The sequence below is a fragment of the Salinarchaeum sp. IM2453 genome (genome assembly GCF_019693215.1).
Taxonomy (GTDB): Archaea; Halobacteriota; Halobacteria; order Halobacteriales; family Salinarchaeaceae; genus IM2453.
Genome location: NZ_CP081183.1, coordinates 928,516 through 945,337 on the forward strand (window position 1 = coordinate 928,516; position 16,822 = coordinate 945,337).

The 16,822-nt window shown below is 46.8% G+C and carries 15 protein-coding genes and 1 tRNA gene; 7 read left to right on the forward strand and 9 right to left on the reverse strand.

Going from position 1 to position 16,822, the window contains the following annotated elements; translation table 11 throughout:
* The first annotated feature begins 70 nt into the window (after positions 1-70).
* Positions 71-946: a complex I NDUFA9 subunit family protein gene (locus tag K0C01_RS04370; protein ID WP_221170820.1), complete on the forward strand. Its 876-nt coding sequence runs from the start codon at positions 71-73 to the stop codon at positions 944-946.
* A gap of 49 nt (positions 947-995) precedes the next feature.
* Here the strand turns inward: K0C01_RS04370 and K0C01_RS04375 are convergent.
* Both K0C01_RS04375 and K0C01_RS04380 read right to left on the reverse strand, forming a co-directional pair.
* A tRNA-Ser gene (locus tag K0C01_RS04375) sits at positions 996-1,079 on the reverse strand.
* A 147-nt stretch (positions 1,080-1,226) separates the two neighbouring features.
* Positions 1,227-1,604: a Rid family detoxifying hydrolase gene (locus K0C01_RS04380; RefSeq protein WP_221170821.1), complete on the reverse strand. Its 378-nt coding sequence runs from the start codon at positions 1,602-1,604 to the stop codon at positions 1,227-1,229.
* 193 nt (positions 1,605-1,797) lie between these two features.
* On the opposite strand from K0C01_RS04380, the gene fer reads away from it, so the two are divergent.
* From fer to K0C01_RS04400, 4 genes are all read left to right on the forward strand, one after another.
* On the forward strand, positions 1,798-2,187 hold the full coding sequence (fer, locus tag K0C01_RS04385; protein WP_221170822.1) for a ferredoxin Fer: 390 nt from the start codon (positions 1,798-1,800) through the stop codon (positions 2,185-2,187).
* A gap of 272 nt (positions 2,188-2,459) precedes the next feature.
* The gene (locus K0C01_RS04390; RefSeq protein ID WP_259372391.1) at positions 2,460-3,416 is read left to right on the forward strand and encodes an A24 family peptidase; all 957 of its coding nucleotides are present in this window, start codon (positions 2,460-2,462) and stop codon (positions 3,414-3,416) included.
* A gap of 120 nt (positions 3,417-3,536) precedes the next feature.
* Complete coding sequence (gene hisI, locus K0C01_RS04395; protein WP_397541147.1) at positions 3,537-3,938, forward strand: phosphoribosyl-AMP cyclohydrolase; 402 nt, start codon at positions 3,537-3,539, stop codon at positions 3,936-3,938.
* The gene (locus K0C01_RS04400; RefSeq protein WP_221170823.1) at positions 3,931-5,070 is read left to right on the forward strand and encodes a DUF7118 family protein; all 1,140 of its coding nucleotides are present in this window, start codon (positions 3,931-3,933) and stop codon (positions 5,068-5,070) included. Before hisI ends, K0C01_RS04400 begins: the two co-directional genes overlap by 8 nt.
* A gap of 70 nt (positions 5,071-5,140) precedes the next feature.
* On the opposite strand, the gene glmM is transcribed toward K0C01_RS04400, so the two are convergent.
* On the reverse strand, positions 5,141-6,496 hold the full coding sequence (glmM, locus tag K0C01_RS04405) for a phosphoglucosamine mutase (RefSeq protein ID WP_221170824.1): 1,356 nt from the start codon (positions 6,494-6,496) through the stop codon (positions 5,141-5,143).
* Positions 6,497-6,577: 81 nt separating this feature from the next.
* Here glmM and K0C01_RS04410 point away from each other — a divergent pair, with 81 nt between their 5' ends.
* Positions 6,578-7,429 carry a ribose-phosphate diphosphokinase gene (locus K0C01_RS04410; protein WP_221170825.1) on the forward strand — a complete coding sequence of 284 codons (852 nt, stop codon included), beginning with the start codon at positions 6,578-6,580 and terminating at the stop codon, positions 7,427-7,429.
* A 135-nt stretch (positions 7,430-7,564) separates the two neighbouring features.
* Here the strand turns inward: K0C01_RS04410 and ileS are convergent, their stop codons facing one another.
* Positions 7,565-10,759 carry an isoleucine--tRNA ligase gene (ileS, locus tag K0C01_RS04415; protein WP_221170826.1) on the reverse strand — a complete coding sequence of 1,065 codons (3,195 nt, stop codon included), beginning with the start codon at positions 10,757-10,759 and terminating at the stop codon, positions 7,565-7,567.
* 105 nt (positions 10,760-10,864) lie between these two features.
* A complete protein-coding gene (locus K0C01_RS04420) occupies positions 10,865-12,046 on the reverse strand; it encodes a pyridoxal-phosphate-dependent aminotransferase family protein (RefSeq protein WP_221170827.1) in 1,182 nt (393 codons plus the stop codon).
* Positions 12,047-12,185: 139 nt separating this feature from the next.
* Between K0C01_RS04420 and K0C01_RS04425 the strand changes: the two genes are divergently transcribed.
* The gene (locus tag K0C01_RS04425; protein ID WP_221170828.1) at positions 12,186-12,737 is read left to right on the forward strand and encodes a DUF7858 family protein; all 552 of its coding nucleotides are present in this window, start codon (positions 12,186-12,188) and stop codon (positions 12,735-12,737) included.
* Between the two features lie 90 nt (positions 12,738-12,827).
* On the opposite strand, the gene K0C01_RS04430 is transcribed toward K0C01_RS04425, so the two are convergent.
* From K0C01_RS04430 to K0C01_RS04445, 4 genes are all read right to left on the reverse strand, one after another.
* Entirely contained in the window at positions 12,828-13,511 is a 684-nt protein-coding gene (locus tag K0C01_RS04430) for a ParA family protein (RefSeq protein ID WP_221170829.1), read from the reverse strand.
* Positions 13,512-13,747: 236 nt separating this feature from the next.
* Positions 13,748-14,176, reverse strand: a complete 429-nt coding sequence (locus K0C01_RS04435) for an HIT family protein (RefSeq protein ID WP_221170830.1) — start codon at positions 14,174-14,176, stop codon at positions 13,748-13,750.
* A 175-nt stretch (positions 14,177-14,351) separates the two neighbouring features.
* A complete protein-coding gene (gene glnA, locus K0C01_RS04440; protein WP_221170831.1) occupies positions 14,352-15,704 on the reverse strand; it encodes a type I glutamate--ammonia ligase in 1,353 nt (450 codons plus the stop codon).
* Between the two features lie 197 nt (positions 15,705-15,901).
* Entirely contained in the window at positions 15,902-16,702 is an 801-nt protein-coding gene (locus tag K0C01_RS04445) for a M14 family metallopeptidase (RefSeq protein WP_221170832.1), read from the reverse strand.
* Positions 16,703-16,822 lie beyond the last annotated feature (120 nt).

A 16,822-nucleotide genomic window follows, 5' to 3' on the forward strand; every position in this document is an offset into this window, starting at 1 on the left:
ACATTTTACTGTAACGAGAGTTTGCTGCTGCTGCCTCGTTGTTTATGTTGGTGGACCACTATATTGTAGTATGCGCATTCTTCTTATTGGTGGTTCTGGATTCATTGGAACTGCATTAGCAACGGAGCTACAGGGCCGAAATCATGATGTAACCGTATTTTCACGTTCACCAGATGACGCGATACTTCCTGAAGGTATTGAAACCATCGCTGGTGACGCAACCGATCAAAAAGCGGTTATTGATGCAGCAGAGAACCACAATGTACTGGTTAATCTCGTTGCACTGTCTCCATTGTTTGAGCCTCCAGGAGACCTAACACACAAGAAGGTGCACGTCGGTGCGACTAATTCGACGATTAAGGCGGCAGAAAAACACAATATCAGCCAGATCATACAATTAAGTGCACTTGGTGCCGATCCACACGGAGAAACGGCCTACATCCAAGCGAAAGGCCGATCAGAAGAACTGATCAAACAAAGCTCTGCTGACTGGACGATTTTTCGGCCGTCAATTGTATTTGGTGATGGAGGTGAATTTATTCCGTTTATTAAGAAAGTATCTCCAGGTCCAATCAAACCGCTTCCCGGCGGCGGTAAAACAAGATTCCAACCAATCTGGGTTGGTGACCTGACTAAGATGATTGCTGACGCAATAGAGGAATCCAAACACAAAAACGAGATATATGAGATTGGTGGACCAGAAGTTCTTTCCCTCGCTGAAATTACAAAGAGAGTAGCTAAAGCGGATGGAAAAAAAGCAACAATCGTCCCGGTTCCGATGTCATTGGCTAATATAGGACTATCAGCTCTGGATCCGATTCCGTTCTTTCCGATGGGGGCAGATCAAGCAAAGGCGCTTGCAAAGGATAACATAACAGAGCATAATGACATCGACGCATTTGGCCGAGAAAAAGAAGATCTGCTCACAATTACAGAGTATCTCTGAGTTCATAAACGGATATAAGCGGATTCAGAGTAGTGAAGTTGAATAAAAGCGCCAGGACTGGGATTTGAACCCAGAATCCCGTGAGGGAACACGCTTTCCAGGCGTGCGCCTTACCAGATTCGGCCATCCTGGCCTGTTTGTGTATAGTAGGGGAATTGGGTTAAAATCTTCTGATTATCAATGGCCAGCGGTGAGACGGAATGGTAATAATTATCAAAAGACATGCCAGTAACAAGATAAGGATCATAACTTCTCCGCTCAGAAGTTGCTTTGAGTTACTTCACCGAGCCGCAATAGCCTCTATTTCGACACCGACGCCCTTTGGAAGGTTTGCTACTTCAACGGCACTCCGTGCTGGAGCTTCCTCATCGAAGAAGGAGCTGTAGGTTTCGTTCATGCTGTCGAATGAGTCAATATCATCGAGGTAAACAGTTACTTTCAGAGCATTATCCATTCCTGATCCCGCTTCCTCAAGAACAGCTTTGATGTTTGAGAGTGCTTGCTCTGTTTGTACATCAATTGGTTCGTCATCAAGTAGTTCACCGTCAGCAGTCATTGGGAGCTGTCCAGCGGTAAAAACCAAGTTTTCAGTTATCGTTGCCTGATTGTATGCGCCTACTGCTTCTGGCGCGTTATCCGTATGAACAATATCCTTCATACGCTCTGGAATCATCCTGATACCTCTTAAATCTACTCCCAACGAATGGTATTGCAGGAAAACAAGATCACGAAGAAACATTATTTATCGGAGGATATCAGAAGGATAATACCGTACAAGGCTGCATTTATTGAGAATCATTCACATCCAGAATAGTAAGTTCTAACAAAGAGTACACAGAATAAAGGGATTGATGCCGACAGTAGAATACCTCAACTACGAAGTGATTGACGACAACGACTGGGATCTGTACGATGAAGAAAACTTCGAGAAAGCAGCCGAAGAGGGCTTAGGAGACGATGACTACGGTGAGTTTGAAGTTTCACCTGGCGAATACATCCTTGAAGCCGCTGAGGCACAAGGTCTTACCTGGCCGTTCTCATGTCGCGCCGGTGCATGTGCAAACTGTGCAACAATTGTAGTCGATGGCGAGGTAAACATGGACATGCAGCAGATTCTCAGTGATGAAGAGGTTAACGACAAAAACGTCCGTCTATCTTGTGTTGCAACCGCAGAAAGCGACGACGTCAAAATCGTCTGTAACGCTAAGCACCTCGACTACCTGCAGGATCGCGTCATATAACGCGCCTGCCGGCTGTTTTCTCGTAAGTGATAACAGCTAACAACTAGATGTATGTGAATAATATTTAACTTTTGCAGGCTACGTCCCCGTCCTCAAGGAGCGACCAACGGGAGCGAGTAGGGCGGAGTAAGTTCACACTGCGATGAGTTGCACGTAAACGGCCTCGAGGTCAACCCCCGAGGCACTCGGCCTGCTCCGCCTGTAGATTATGAGACAACTGCAGTGTCAAAGAATTCGGAATCACTAAGCATATTCCAGACACGTTTATAACCGTGATTGAACTCGGACCAATTGCAGCTCGCTGGACAGACTTGCTCCGGCTAGTTGTTCTCCCAGTACTGGTCTGGGCGGCTATAAAAGATATTAGAATTCGTCGCGTTCCTGATCAGATTTGGTTGCCAATTGCAGGTCTCGGGATATTGGTTTTACTAGCCGACACAGTGCACTATTGGGGCCAAGGGATAGTCTGGACGCAGTTTTTAGTTGGGACAGTGGTTTCTATCGGACTCATTATCCCACTCGCGTACGGGTTCTGGTTAATCGGAGGATTTGGTGGAGCCGATGCAAAAGGACTGATGGTCTTAGCAGTGTTGTTTCCAGTATTTCCAAGATATGAGATTGGAGAAGCAGTATATCCTATTGTAACAACAGACATTGGAGCATTTGGGTTGACAATACTGACAAATGCAGTATTAATCGGGGCAGTATATCCCGTGGCGTTGGTTGTACAGAATGCTCTTAACGGCGACTTCGAGAGACGAATGGCAATTGGCCGTCAAGAGGATTGGGATTCGTTATCAAATTCGCATGGACAACTACTGGAGAGCGCAGAAGGTCCGGTTCGAAGAGGACTTGATCTTGACGCATTGCGGATGTATCTCCGGTGGCGAGGCGTTTCATTAGAGGACATTCGAAACCGATCGGAGGAACTACGAGATCCAGAAACCATCCCTGATAATCCAAACCCGCCAACAGATGGGGCAATTGCTGATGGAGGAGATTACGATGACCCGTGGGGAGCCGAGCAATTTCTCGATTCAATTAAAGGGAATGCATACGGAACAGATCCGGAGACATTGCGGCAAGGATTAGATGTAATTGTACAAAAAGACCGTATTTGGGTATCACCGGGAATGCCGTTTTTTGTTCCAATAATCGTCGGATTGATCGTGGCATTGACATATGGTGATATCTTGTATGGGATCGCAGAGTTATCTGGAATTCTATAGTTGAGACGACTCCGGAATGATTCCCTAGCGAGAACACTATATTAGGTAGAGTAAACGGTCATCTTGAAAGTCAAATCGTCTGTGACGGGAGGACTCTACAAAAGAAATTGGACAAAATCCATGTCTACTGAGAATGTAGCTAATAGTATGGAGAATACATTTGACCCCAATCTTGATTTCGGAGAGACTGGTCGAATACCAGCCATCGCACAAGATGCAGAAACGAAGGAGATACTTATGCTAGCATTTGTAACGCCGGAAGCAGTTGCGAGGACAAAGGAAACAGGACGTGCGCACTATTACTCACGTAGTAGAGAAGAGATCTGGGAAAAAGGTGCAACCAGTGGCCACACACAGAATGTACAAGAAATTCGTGTTGATTGTGACGGAGATGCAATTCTATATTTAGTTGATCAGAAAGGGGGAGCGTGTCACACAGGATATCAATCTTGTTTTTATCGTACAATTGATGGCGAGGTAGTTGGGGAGAAAGTCTTTGATCCAGAGGAAGTTTATGAGTGAGACACCAGAGTCTGCCTTAGCAGAGCTGGAACAAGCAGTAACAGAATATATAGAAGCCACACAAGCGGTCAATGAGTATGGAGAGGAGCAGCTGAGAACGGTTGAAGAGCGATATGAAACGGTCAGAAAGTTACTGTTAAAATATCGTGATGAAGCGACCGATACAGGCATAAGGGAGTACGTTAGTTATGCTGAGTTCAAAACAAAATTTGAGTCATTTGTCTCGAACCTAGATGATGATTTTCCCAGACGACAGGCATTTGAAAGGGCATTTGACACGATTGATAAGCGACGATTAAGCGAGAATGACTTTGAGCAAGCACATGAGCATCTAAAACCTGTGAAGCAGCTTGCAGCACGATTAGAGCAACGTGAAACCACCCGTAACAAACTTATTGAGGCAAGAAACAGGGTAGAGGGGCAGATCACTGAAACGCAGGAAGAAATCAGTAGACTTGAGCAAAAAATTGAGCTTGGGGAGGCTGATTTTGATGCTCCAATTGAACAGCTCAAAGGTCCAATCGAGATATACAATTCAGCGGTTACGGAGGCATTCACTGAGATACGGCGTAATCAGCCAGTAGAAAAGCTTCTTCGAGTGGTTGAACGAACTCGGTATTATCCACTTGTGCCATTTAAGTTGCCTCCTAAGGATTTACGATCTTATTTAAGAAAGCCTGAAATACGGGAGTTGTCGGTGTCAAAATTGCTTGAATATGCTGATTATTCAAATTCGAAGTTATCACATTATGTTACAGATCCTCGGGAATTTAAGCGACATATTGCAACAAATCGAACATATCTAAAAGGATTAAATGCAGACCCTGCATTGCTTGACTGGCCGCCAGACGAAGCCGATAAGTTGGCATTTCGAGTCCGTGAACTTCGGTCAGCACTTGGATCACTCTTATCAGAAGAAGCAATTGCTGCATTGCGGGAAATCAAAGAAATGACGGCTAATCGGTCTGAGTATGATCGAATCCGAAACGCAGCTAAGGCTACCTTTGAATTAGATGAGGAGGACCGGCGACAACTCAAAGATGGGACGATCCAACAAGAATTGCAACGGCAGCGTGATTTATTACAGGACCTCAAGGCAGAACTTGAATCGGCTCCGGATCCTTCAAATTGATATTCCATCGTGACTGATCTTCGTAACCGATTCACAATCCCCCAAGGTATGGGCTTCTGTCCTGACGATGTCATGCATCAGCCTGCATAACAGCGGTTACAGAGTCAAGTAGTTGATTTGCTCGCTGTTCAGTTTGTGCTTCAGCATAGGCACGAATAAGCGGCTCAGTACCACTCGGACGAACAAGCACCCATGAGTCGCCAAAATCAACGCGATGTCCATCTTTCATATCAAGGTCTCCGTCTTGTGCACGAGCCCATTCTTTGGCGCGTTGCAACATTTGCTCACGATCACTGTCGTCAGAATATGTAAGATTGCGTCGAACTGTTGCGTAGCCACTGTATCGTTCTGCAATCTCACTTGCAGGAGTTTCTGTGATAAGTTCTAAGAACCGGGCAGCAGTATAGGCACCATCACGTGCTGTCCGATATGGAGGATACATGACACCACCATTTCCTTCGCCAGCAATAGGCACGGAAACACCACTAGACCGGAGTTCACGTATGCGTTGGACGAGATGTGTTGCACCAATTGGAGTAAGTTCAAGCGATGCTCCAACATCAGAGACAGCGTCAACAACCCGCTGAGAGACGTTTACTGCTGAAACTATTGTGTCATCAGAAGAGAGTTCAGCAGCAGCAAGGGCCGCAAGGGAAGTACTACCATCAATTGGCGACCCTGTTTCATCAACAAACACAGCTCGGTCAGCATCACCGTCATGAGCAATACCAATATCAGCGTCTGTTTGTTTTACAAGACGACAAAGGTCACTTAAATGAGCTGGTACTGGTTCCGGTTCCCGACCAGGAAATCGGCCGTCTGGATGTGCATTGACAGTAATTACATTGCAATCAAGAGCACGAAGTAAGTTCGGACTGGTGAGGCAACCAGCTCCGTGGCCAGGGTCTAAAGCAACTGTTAGATCAGCAGCAGCAATACGTTCTGCATTGACAGAATTGCATACAGCATGGATGTATTTATCAGTAATAGAATTGACAGTACGACATTGTCCTATGTGCTTCCAAGATACAGTATCAAATGCTTCTTCGATAAGCACTTGCTCAATTTGTTCAAGTTGATTGATTGGAAGGCCGATGCCATCTGAGCCGATGAGTTTAATTCCATTAAATTGCGGTGGGTTATGTGAGGCGGTGACAATTACGACTGGAATACCTTGATCTTCAGCGTACTGTTGGGCTGCCGGTGTAGGTACCGTGCCGAGCCGGTCAACATCAATACCAATACTAGCCAGACCGCTGGTAGCTGCGTCAGTAAGCATCGAACCAGACGTGCGTGTGTCATGAGCAATAGCAACGCGAGACGTATCCCAGACGGTGCCAGCCGCCTGTGCAATTTGCATTACAAAGTCCGGAGTCATGCCCTCATTTACAACACCGCGCACCCCGCTTGACCCGAAAACGTCCATGGATAATGATTCTGGATGCGGGCACATATCCGTTCCGACAGCATCGAAAGGGGATTTAGCCCCCAACACATTGCATTAGATATGATCATCAGCGGATCCGTATCACAGTCGCTCGCCAGTCGGCTGGCGACAGAGCTAGACCGGCCACTGGCAGTAGTCGAGTATGATCGATTTCCGGACGGAGAATTGTACGTGAAAATCGATGATGCGGTCTCTGAGGAGGTGGTAATCGTTGGGTCAACAATTACATCAGATGCACATATCGAACTATTACAATTACAAGACGCCGCTCGAGAGGCTGGAGCGGAGAAGATTACAACCGTAATTCCGTATATGGGATATGGACGTCAAGATAAGGCGTTTAAATCTGGTGAGTCCGTCAGTGCCCGGGCTATGGCTAATGCAATCAGTGTCGAAACGGACCAAGTGTTTGTGGTTACGCCGCATGAAAAAGCTACCTGTGAGTTCTTCACTCCAACAGCAGTCTCGGTAGACGGGGCAAAACAGCTAGCAGAGCCACTGCCAGATGATCTACTTGATCCAGTGATATTGGCTCCGGATGCCGGAGCGACTGACTTAGCAGAGGCAGTCAGAAATGAATACGGGACAGGTACTGTCAAATCATTCGATAAGATTCGGCATTCAGGAAATGAAGTCGAAATATCAGGAGACGAGATTAATGTTGATGGTCGAGATATCGTCATCGTCGACGATATCATTGCAACAGGGACAACAATGAGCGAAGCGATTGAAACACTACAGACCGATGGGGCTCGGAATGTGTTTGTTACGTGTGTGCATCCGTTGTTAGCACAGAATGCGCGTCTGAAGTTATCAAAGGCAGGCGCAACAGAGATTTACGCAACAGATACAATTGAGCAACCAGAAAGCGCGGTGTCTGTTGCACCGGTGCTTGCAGAAAAGTTGGCCTAGCAGTATTTTGGCGAACAGTTGTAGGTGATTTTTTATTCAGTTCAGAACGCGCAACAAGCCCTCCCAGATATAATTACATGTCAGATAGTGGATTATTTGTTGTATTTTCAACAACCACTAAGGGGATAAAAGCAACTACTCAGTAGATGCAATCGCGATCTCAGCCGAGATGTCTTCGATATCCCATTCACGACGAAGGCCACTATCTACGGTGGTAATGTCGGCAGCACGGACTTCTTCCATGATCAAGCCTTCGTGCTGTGCGACCAATTCAGAAATGCGATCATCGCCAATTGAGTATTCAAGATGGATATTCTCCTCAATGTCTAATTCGAGTTCTTTCCGCATCTCCTGAATACGACGAATAACTTCACGAGCATATCCTTCTGCTTCAATCTCATCACTAAGAGCTGCGTCAACGTAGATTACACCAAGTGTGTTTCCAGTTTCGTCGATTGTCGCACCGCTAACACTGTCTGGCGTCTCACGGACAAATTCGACCATCTCTTCGGTCAAGTCATCTTCAGAGTCAAGTACGCCGGATTCATGGAGTTGTTCGGATAGTACATCGAGGCTAGGTTCATCAATTCGAGCTTCATTCAAAGCGTTCATCACTTCACCAGCACGTCCGCCAAATGCAGGTCCAAGTTCACTCATATCTGCCTGAGCGCTATACGACAGCCGGCCCCACTCCTCATCAGGCGTCAGCAGCATGATGTTGCGAGTGTTGAGACGGTCAGATAATAGTTCTTGATGGGTATCGATTGCCTCGTAAACACGCTGGTTATCTGGTGCAATGATAACTGACCGAACAGGCCATCGTAGTTTTCGATCGGCTTGCTGTCGCGCGTTTGACCCTGCTTCTTCAGTTGCTCTGATAATCTCAATATCGCGTTCAAGTGTTTTGTCTTGCCACTCTTCTACCGAGGTGGGCCAATCGCACATATGAACAGTTGGATGACCAGCTTCAACGGTGAGCGTTTGATAAATCTTCTCTGAAAGTAACGGCGTATATGGAGCTAACAATTTGACAACTTCACGAAGCGTGTATGTGAGAGTATGATAGGCTGCAAGCTTCTCTGGATCATCTTCCTCACGCCACATGCGTTCTCGAACGGCCTGAACATAGAACCGAGACAGATCCTCAATAACGAAGTCCATGATAGTCTCAAAGGCGCGATCGAGGCGCAGTTCATCCCAGAATTCAGACGTTGTCTGAATAACAGTTTGCAAGCGAGAAAGGAGCCACTGATCAATTGTTCGCAAGGAATCAGAGACAGCGTCGGGATCAGCAGTTGCTGGATCGAAATCATCTAGTTCCATGTACGGGAGTGGAAACCGGAACACATTCCAGAGAATGTTCAGATCCCGCTGTGTATTCTCAAGCTCTTCCCAAGCGAACCGCATGTCTTCTCCGTGCGGATTAACTGAAAGGACAAATGCACGCATTGGGTCAGTTCCATGTCTGTCAATTGCTTCCTGTGGCGTGACAACATTACCAAGTGACTTTGACATTTTCCGGCCATCTTTGTCAAGCGCCCAACCATGCATCAGCACTTCATTGTATGGGACTTCTCCCAGTGCCGCGGAAGCCATACCGAGCTGTGACCAGAACCAACCACGTGTCTGATCGTGTGCTTCAAGAATAAAGTCTGCGGGCCATAACTCCTCAAAATCTTCAGTATTAGATGGATAATCTAATGTACCCCAAGAGGCAGCTCCCGAGTCAAGCCAGACATCAAATACATCTTGAACACGTCGATATGTTGTTCCGTCTTCCGTTATCGTAATATCATCAACAGTAGGACGGTGAAGGTCAACCTGTTCTGGATCGATATCTTGGTCTGCCCGATCAGCTAACTCATCACGAGTGCCAATTACGATAGCATCATCCATGTTTCCACTCCAGTCGTCCGGAATCCAGATTGGAATTGGAATCCCCCAGTACCGCTGTCGAGACACGTTCCAGTCTGGCGAATCTTGGACGAAGTTGAGGAACCGATTGTCACGAGCTTCTTGTGGGTACCACTTGCTTTCTTTGAGATTCTCAATTAGCTCGTCTTTGATATCAGTAATTGTAATAAACCACTGATCAGTGACAAGACGAACAATGTCTGTATCACAGCGCCAGCATTGCCCCTCACGAACAGTATGTCCATCTTCGCTGGCCAGAAGATGCCCTGTCGTATTGAGATCATCAATTATGGTGCTATTGGCATCGCGGATAAATGTGCCACTGTACTGGCCAGCTTCATCGGCGAATGTACCGTCACCGGTAACAGGACAGAAAACAGGAAGATTAAGCTCTTGGCCACGATCGAAGTCTTCTTCACCGTGTCCGGGGGCACTGTGTACGAGTCCGGTCCGGTCTGCTTCAACATAGTCAGCTGTGTAAACCTGATGAACATCGTCACCGGTTACAGGATCTGATATATATTCGTCAAGTGGATGTTCGTACTCCCAGCCAACAAGTTCTTCACCTGAGTATTCTTCAACTACCTCATAATCCTCGTAGCGACCACGCTTGAGAACATCTTCAACGCAGGCTTCTGCCATGTACAGGCGCTCAGTATGACCATCTTTGACTGCGTCGACACCGACATACGAAAGATCGCCATCAGCAGCCACAAAGGTGTTCGCAATGATCGTCCATGGGGTTGTCGTCCAGATTACAAGACTTCCTTCCCGGTTACGAAGTGAGAACTTGACGTAGATTGATGGTTTTTCGACTTCATGGTATTCAACCTCGTTATTTGCGATTGCAGTCTCACAACGAGGGCACTGGTTTATCGAACGTTTACCTTGTTCGACGAGGCCACGTTCATGAGCCTTTTCGAATCCCCACCATGCTGCTTCCATGTATTCAGGGGAAACTGTTTTATATGGGTTATCCCAGTCCATCCAGACGCCAAGAGATTGGAAATCGGACTGAAGACCATCGAGTTGTTCGTGCGCAAATGAATTACATTCCTCGATGAAATTTTCCATGCCAAAATCTTCGATATCTTTCTTGTTCTCAAATCCTAGTTTCTCCTCTACTTTTGTCTCAATTGGAAGCCCATGCATGTCGTAGCCGGGGCGATCAGTCACATCGTAGCCCTGCATCCGGTGGTACCGAAGAATTGCATCTTTGAGCGTCTTATTCCATGCTGTCCCCATATGCGCAGCCCCAGAAGTGTATGGAGGACCATCAACGAAGAAGAAGGACTCATTACCCTCACGGTGATCTACTGTCCGCTCATATGCATCGGTTTCCTCCCAGTACTCAAACATCTCAGATTCAACAGCATTGGGATCGTACTGGTCGGAGACATCCTCGAACCTGCTCATACCTGTATTTGTCTTGCCCAAGAGATAAATGAGAATCGGTCGCAAGTCGCTACTGTGTCAGACCTGTTGGCACAGAAAGTGGGACACAATAACCAGATATGGTTATTAGTTGCTCATTGGTGAGACATTTGCTGTCTCAGAGGAATTGACATCATATCCCTGCTGTTCGAGAGCATCCGAAAGACAGGAAAGCACGTATTCGACATTTTTCTCTCTGGCAGAGTAACCCATACAGCCAATACGCCAAATATCGCCATCAAGGGCACCAAGACCAGAGGCAATCTCTAAGTCATACTCTTCAAGCAGGTATGCGATGACTTCTTTGTCATCAACGCCGTCAGGCACCTTCACAGCGTTAAGCGAGTGAAGCCAATGTTCATCTTCAGCAAACATTTCAAGACCTAAGTCTTGAAGACCAGCTTTGAGTTTGCCTGCAACATTTCTGTGTCGTTCCCAGCGATTCTCTATTCCTTCTTCAGCAACAAGTCGTAGTGCTTCATAGAGGGCATACACATTTGTGATCGGAGCAGTATGGTGGTAGGACCGATCACTACCCCAGTATCCTTCGAGGAGGGAGAGGTCAAGATACCACGACTTCGTAGGGCTATCACGGTTAAGCACTTTCTCCATTGCTCGGTCACTCATCGTTAGTGGGCTAGTGCCCGGAGGCGAAGAGAGACATTTTTGATTCGCTGAGTAGGCAGCATCGACACCCCACTCGTCAACTTGGACCTCAACACCGCCTAGTGAAGTCACACAATCCATGATTGTGTATGCATCATGATCTCGGGCAATAGCGGTTAGTTCTGGTACATTTGTCTGTCGGATGCCAGTTGTCGTATCGGCATGACAGAAGCCAAATACGTCAATATCATTCTGTGCAAAGGAATCTTTGACGTCTTCGGGATCAACTGGCGCATGTGGAGACACATCAAGATCAACAACATTACCTCCGACACGACGAGCCATCTGAGCCATCCGGTCGCCCCAGTACGCCGATGTTCGGAGGAGGACATTGTCGTCTGGCTCTACAAGATTACCAACTGCGGTCTCCATGGCTGCAGATCCGGTACCTGAAACTGGAATCGTCCATTGATTGTCGGTCTGAAAAGTGTATCGCAGAAGATCTTGGACATCATCCATTATCTCAATGAATGATGGATCCAGATGCCCCACCAGAGGCGTACTCATCGCTTGAAGAACTCGAGGGTGAACATCACTTGGGCCGGGACCCATTAGTGTTCTGTCTGGCGGGGTCAATTCGTCAACATCTGGCCTTTCGGTCATATTTGTAACACACCACTTAGTTGAAAAAGCGTCCCGAATGGTGCAAGTCTCGCCAGTAATATTGAGATTTGTCAAAAAACCGGCGAAATTATCTGGAGATGACTTCCGACAGGATCGTTATTATTATCCGTTATCACGGATGAAATCCAATGAGGGAAACGGGATGGCACTACAAGATATTGCATCAGGACTTGAGATAACTGAAAAACAGCAAGACAAAGGTGTTGCAACCGTTGATAAAACAGAACGCAATCTTACAGATCGGTTGGCACCATTTGCTGATGAGCTCCCGTGTAATGTGGAAAAAGCAGCTTCAATAGTACAAGAACACGCCAGTGGAAGTGCTCTTGATAAAATCGGAATGAACGTTGGGATCCCAACGATCACGGTTGCCAAAACACTGCATTTACTTGGCATCGAAGGTATCTGCCCCCTGACGCCACAATCTAGAGAAATTGTACGCGATTGGCTTCATGCAGAGGTCGGTCGGAGCACTGCAAGAGAATTAACAGGCGCGTCAGAAACAGAATTTCAACTAACAGTTTACATAGAAACGCATGAGCCACTTGAGGGGGCAGCGGAAGCTATTGAACCAACACTAACTGCTGGCTCAAATGCATCTATTGAGAAAAAGGAGCTACTGCAGGAGACAATGAGCACTGTCGATGATTTACACAACGGTGGTTGGTAGATCAAATCGTATGAAATTCAGAGCATAGTTTTATTCAGGAATTTACAGCGGTAGCGAGACGAAAATCCACAACTTCATCCGGGGAGGATGTCAATCACTGACACTTGGAAAAACCGCTTCTGCGACTGAACTAAATTCTGATGAGTGTGTACCATGTATAGTGACTGGAACCGAATTTGGGTCCGTAGGTGGTAATTCTGGAATAGCCGCAGTAGGATTATCAATAAATGAAGAGTTATCAGTGAATGTTATAATTTGTTTATCAACGTCAACATCAATGTCAGATAGTCGTTCATGCATTCGACGCAAGCCGTCAATACCCCGTTGAGTATCCTGGGTTATGGCCACAATGTCATCGGCTGCAGTTATACCAGCAAGAGATGGATTAGTCGCGACTGGTGGAGTATCGATAATAATGAAATCATACTCAGGGGGCATCTGTTCGATAACGGCATCTAGTTGTTGTGCGTGTTCTGTTTTACTGGCTTCAGCAATTTTAGACAGTGGTCCAAAAGCAGGGATTACTCCAAGTTTTCCGTCGACCGGTTTTTCGATAGTGCAGATACCCTCTTTTGTACACGATGGATCGATCAGGGCATCCATCATATCTGCTTCGAGTGGCGCATCAACATACCCTGCAAGTCCTTGAGTCGAGAAATTAACATCAAGAACAGCCGCTGCGTGCCCTTGTGCTGCAAGTACGCCAGCAGTTTCGATTGCAACCCGAGTTGTTCCAACGCCACCGACAACACCGGTAAAGGCAGCAGTTTCCATATTTTGCATATCTTAATATAGCGAAATAAATATTGATAACGAGTCATATTGGCGATGGACCGCTCTGGAGCCAAGCTTAGGCACTGTGCCTGCTATTCTTGTCAACTGCCTCGGAGTCAAGCCCCGTGGCATCCGCCTTGAAATTTCTGTGAAGCAGAAAAATCACGCTGGGTTCGTTGAGAGCAGTTATGATCGGATAGAAAAGCAAGTGTTGCTGGATCAGACGCAGAGATAGTTTAGATGCGTGTTTCTATATCCTGTGCAAGCTCAGTTAGTTCATCATCCCCGATTTCAGGAGTGCCACCAAAGATAGAATGAATTGACCCACCATGGTCATCAGGGGTTCGCGGGATTACATGAGCGTGGACATGGGGGATTTCCTGGCCGGCATCCTCACCATTATTGATCCCGATTGTCGAGGCATTAGCACCAACACTATTTTCGACGACCGGAGCAAGTTGTGTCAATGCACGTCCAATCGCTGCTCCAACCGCATCCGGCATCTCATCCATAGTTGAATAGTGGTCTTTTGGAATAATGAGTGTGTGTCCTTCAGCAAGCGGGTTAGCATCAAGAAATGCCATCACAGCATCATCCTCGTAAACGGTATGGCTTGGGATTTCTCCGTCAACGATCTGGCAGAAGATACAGTCTGATTCGTCCATATGTTGATTATTAAGATGGCAACATAAGAAGTATTACGGACAGACAAAACCATTGTGCACCCAATCAAAAGGATATGTAAAATTATTTTATAGGTGAGAGACTGCTTGTCTTCAAAATGTATACCAGAGATATTATCGCTATTTATACCAGATGGCAGCGGCTGAGCACGGCGGGCTAGAATTTTTCGAGATACTGGTCGAGTTCCCACTCAGAGACTTCTGCAATGTATTCACTGTACTCGGCGCTTTTGGCTTCAACAAACTTCTCACAGACGTGTTCTCCAAGGGCGTCTTGAATAACTTCATCACTCTTGAGAGCATCAACCGCTGCTCCGAGGTTTGGAGGGAGTGTCTCGATTCCGTACTCCTCTCGTTTCTCTTCATCAAACTCATAGATGTTCTCACGAACAGGAGCAGGGCACTCAAGATCGCGCTTGATACCGTCAAGCCCAGCTTTGAGCATAACCGCAAGTGCGAGATATGGATTTGCAGATGGGTCTGGTGACCGGAGTTCGATTCGACTAGACGCAGGAGTACGTGCCGCAGGCTTGCGGACAAGGGCAGATCGGTTAGTATCAGACCAAGCAACGTAGATTGGGGCTTCGTACCCCGGAACCAATCGCTTGTATGAGTTGACTGTCGGGTTACAGACAGCAGTGATTGCCGGAGCATGGTCTAAAATTCCGGCGAGGAAGCTGTATGCCGTACTGGAGAGGTTATATTCATCATCACCATCGTAGAATGCATTGTCACCATTTTCAAACAGCGAAAGGTGTGTGTGCATACCAGATCCATTGATACCAGCAATCGGTTTAGGCATGAAGGTGGCATGCAGGTCGTTCATCTCAGCCGTTGCTCGGACAACCGATCGGAATGTTGCAATGTTGTCGGCCGTCTGCAGGCCGTCAGCGTACTTGAAATCAATCTCATGCTGTCCACGAGCCACTTCGTGGTGAGACGCTTCAACATCAAATCCCATCTCGCCGAGATTATAAATGATCTCTCGGCGAAGATCTGACGCAAGATCCTTAGGAGCGAGGTCGAAGTAACCGCCGCTATCATGTGTGGTCGTTGTCGCACGTCCGTTCTCATCGTTCTCAAAGACAAAGAATTCCGGTTCTGGACCAGCATTAAGCGTATAGCCCATCTCTGCAGCTTCATCGAGAACAGATTTTAGTACGGTTCGTGGATCACCGGTAAACGGGTCGCCAGTAGAAGTATTATATACATCACAGACCATGCGCGCTGCAGATCCGTTATCAGTTTCGCGCCATGGCAGCACCGAGTAGGTTTCTGGATCAGGAACGAGACGCATGTCTGATTCCTGAATCCGGACAAACCCTTCAATTGATGAACCATCAAAGTAGATACCTTCTGTAAACGCTTTCTCTGCCTGATCAGCAGGGATTGAGACGTTTTTAACAGTGCCGAGAATATCGGTAAATTGGAGTCGAAGGAAATCTACATTTTGTTCATCAATTTTCTCAAGCGTTGCCTCTTCAGTGGAAGTAAGTTCTCCGTCTGTCATCGCATCAAACTATATTGGGCGCTTAATGGATAAACCGGTTGTGCACAGCGCAAATATTAACCAACAATCCGATATAATCCTATAATATCAATTTATTTCCCACTTTATTAAAACATCATTTACAAGATATCATTATCTGCCAGTATAGTTGACAAACACATGGTAATCGTTATCAAAGGGCTGGGTAATAGAACCCATCAATGTTCTTCGGGAGTAATAATTCCATCCGGTTCACCAAGAACCCCGAAAATATCTTCATAACCGTGTTCACTCGCTAGCACAAGCACTTTATTGTTGTCGGGTGCGCGGTGGGAAACTTCATCGTCTTCTGCATATAGTTCGCCTGCTGGGATACGCTGGAAATTCCGATAATACAATCGAGGAACACCAGTCCCTTTCTTAATTTCATGAAGGGCTTTAATGCGGCGTACAGATGTATAAAGAGGATCTGCATCGGCAAGAACGTGGTGAGCACGAAGAAACGCCAGTCCAGCTAAAAGACCAAATGAGACAGCCTCCTCGCTCCCTTGAACGCCGGCTTCGAGACTAATTGCACCGGGGTGGACAGAGTCAAGGGTTGTTTGTCTCAGCCCCGAAGAATCAACTGCATAGTCAACTGGCATTCCCGTTATACTTCTTCTGGTTACAGGATTGAGAGACGTAAAGATGGTAAATGGCGGAGGAAGACTATGGCTGGTATGAAGGCCAAGGACAGCCTGTGCATCTTCAAGTTCATCATAGACTTCTACGGCTAGTCGTTCTTCATATAGATCAGAGTCGGGATCTCCGGGGAACGCTCTGTTGAGATCACAGTCAGTATATCGAACACCAGCATCGAGTGCAGGTTCATTCGCAATGACCAGTTTTACCGTACCTGCAAACTCCAAGTCCATATCGGCAATACGGTCAACAACCTGCTTTCCGGCAGGTTCATCTCCATGGATCCCTCCAACAATAGCGACCGTTGGATCCCCACTCCCGCGAGTAATAACGTTCACATCTTAATGTTATATGCACTGATTAAAGTCAGTTCCGTCCGTTGCAATTGCTCTGGAGCTATCAGCTACGCTTAGAATAGCCCCAAGCTACTTGTTCATCGTCCCTGTAGCACTGATTTG